The organism is Janthinobacterium sp. UMAB-60, assembly GCF_900095235.1.
Taxonomy (GTDB): domain Bacteria; phylum Pseudomonadota; class Gammaproteobacteria; order Burkholderiales; family Burkholderiaceae_D; genus Janthinobacterium.
Genome location: NZ_LT607483.1, coordinates 307,590 through 309,995 on the forward strand (window position 1 = coordinate 307,590; position 2,406 = coordinate 309,995).

General features: G+C 67.1%; 3 protein-coding genes. All 3 read left to right on the plus strand.

Annotated elements, in window-relative coordinates; all coding sequences use genetic code 11:
• A partial coding sequence (locus K0F86_RS04660) for a CBS domain-containing protein (RefSeq protein ID WP_257571986.1) occupies nucleotides 1-408 on the plus strand: 408 nt, incomplete at its 5' end.
• Between the two features lie 78 nt (nucleotides 409-486).
• A complete protein-coding gene (locus tag K0F86_RS04665) occupies nucleotides 487-1,305 on the plus strand; it encodes an AraC family transcriptional regulator (protein WP_219133196.1) in 819 nt (272 codons plus the stop codon).
• Nucleotides 1,302-2,406: nitrilase-related carbon-nitrogen hydrolase (locus K0F86_RS04670; RefSeq protein ID WP_306823177.1), on the plus strand; the 1,105-nt coding region annotated here is incomplete at its 3' end. The genes K0F86_RS04665 and K0F86_RS04670, both read left to right, overlap by 4 nt.

Here is a 2,406-nt window from a genome sequence, read left to right on the forward strand (position 1 = left end):
CAGCGTGACACCAGCGTGCAGGACGTGGCGCTGCTGATGCGCCAGCATCATGTGGGCGACCTGATCGTGGCCGAGCAGCCGAACGGCGAGCGCGTCCCCATCGGCATCCTCACCGACCGCGACATCGTCATTTCCGTCATCGCCCTGGGCCTCGACCCCGCCAGCCTGCTGGTGGGCGACATCATGAGTGCGCAACTGCTCACCGCCAGCGAAGACGAAGACGTCTACGACATCATCGAACGCATGCGCGTCAACGGCATCCGCCGCTTGCCCGTGGTCAATAGCCTGGGCGGCCTTTCCGGCATCGTCAGCATCGACGACCTGCTGGCCTTTCTGGCCCAGGAGATGGCCGAGCTGGCACGCATCAGCGGCGGCCAGCTGGTGCATGAAAAGCGCACCAGAAAATAAGCCCGTATTGCGCAATTCCGGTCAAGCCACGGCTTGCTGAAAATGCTACAGTCGCTGCTCGTTCAACGGGAAGCGCTCATGCACTATCTGGCCAAGGCACTCTGGTATATCGAATCGCATTACGCGGACAATATCTCGCTCGGCGACATCGCCCACGTGGGCGGCGCCTCGCCGTGTCACCTGACGCGCGCGTTTGGCCTGGCCACGGGCCACTCCCTGATGCGCTATGTGCGGGCGCGCCGGCTTAGCGAGGCGGCCCGCGCGCTGGCGCAGGGCGCGCAAGACATCCTTGACGTCGCGCTGCAGGCCGGTTACAGCTCCCATGAAGCCTTTACGCGGGCTTTCCGCGAACAGTTCCACGTCACGCCGGAAAAGGTGCGGGCCCAGCGCCACGTCGCCAACCTCGCGCTGGTGGAAGCCATCAAAATGGATGTGGCGCCTGGCGTGCCTTTGGCACCACCCCGTTTCGAGCAGAGCCCCGTCATGCTGCTGGCGGGCCTGGTCGAACGTTATCGCGCGGAAACATCTGCCGGCATCCCCGCCTTGTGGCAGCGCTTCCTGCCCCATGCGGCACCCGGCCAGGTGCTGTATGGCGTGTGCTGCAACAATGACGATGCGGGTAATTTCGATTACCTGTGCGCCATGCCGGTGAGCGACTTTTCCCGGGTGCCCGAGGGCTGGACGCGGCTGCGCATCGCCCCGCGCCGCTACGCCGTATTTCACCACCGCGGGCATATTTCCACCATCCGCGCCACCTGGTACACGGTGTGGAACGAATGGCTGCCCCAGTCCGGGCTGGAAGTGGCCGACGCGCCCGATTTTGAACGCTACGACCGGCAATTCGATCCCGCCAGCGGCATCGGCGGTGTGGAAATCTGGCTCCCCCTGAAAGCATGAAGATGCTCCATACCTTGTCTGCGCCCATCCTGTTTGCCGGCGGTACCGCGCTGCGCCGGCGCCTGTCGCAAACCGCCGCCGCGCTGGCGGCGGGCCTGCCCCTGTACTGGGTGCTGGGGCCGCAGCCGCTGGGCCCGCTGGCCTGGTGCGCGCCGCTGCCCGTGCTGTGGCTGGCCCTGCGCTCGTCGCGCCGCGATGCCGCCTGGATGACCTTCCTGGCTGCCTTGCTGGGCTTGTCATCGAACTTCAGCTATTTTCGCTTGCTGATGCCCTTGCCGGCCGTGCTGGCCGTGATCGTCGTCAAGGCCTTGCTGTGGCTGCTGGTGGTGCTGGCCACGCGGCGCCTCGTGCTGCGTTACCGCTCCGGCTGGATGGTGCTGGCGTATCCCGTGCTGTGGGTGGCCATCGATACCCTGATGGCTGCCTTCTTGCTCGATGGTAACTGGGGCAGCCTTGCGTATTCGCAAACCGATAACCTTGCCGTGCTGCAGGTGGCAGCGCTGGCGGGCGTGCCTGGCCTGCTGTTTTTGCTGTGCCTGCTGCCCTCGGCGCTGGCCTTGCTGCTGGCGGGCGGCCGCGCGTATGCGCCGGCGGCGGGTGCCGCCGTGTTGCTGCTGGCGGTAGCGTTCGCCGCTGGCGCCTGGCGTGTGCACGATGCGCCGGCAGCAGGCGGGCCGCTGGCGGGGTTGGTGGCCATCGATGACTTCATCGGCCCGGCCACGCCGCCGGCGCGCGCGCAAGCCATCTGGGACCAGTACGCGCGCCACGTGGCGCGGCTGGTCGGGCAGGGCGCCCGGCTGGTGCTGTTGCCGGAAAAGATAGCCGTGCTGGCGCCCGCGCAGGCGGATGCCGTGCGGCAGCGTTTCCAGGCGCTGGCGCGCGGCACGGGCGCATGGATTACGCTGGGCATTGGCGTGCAAGACGCCGCTGGCCGGCGCAACCTGGCCTGGCTGTTTTCTCCCGATGGCGCCGCGCCCGTCAGTTATCAGAAGCATCATCTGGCGCCGCCCGAGCGCGAGTTTCTTGCTGGCAGTGCGTATGCCGTGCAGCCCGTGGCGGGGCAGGCCATGGGCCTGGCCATCTGCAAGGACATGCATTTCG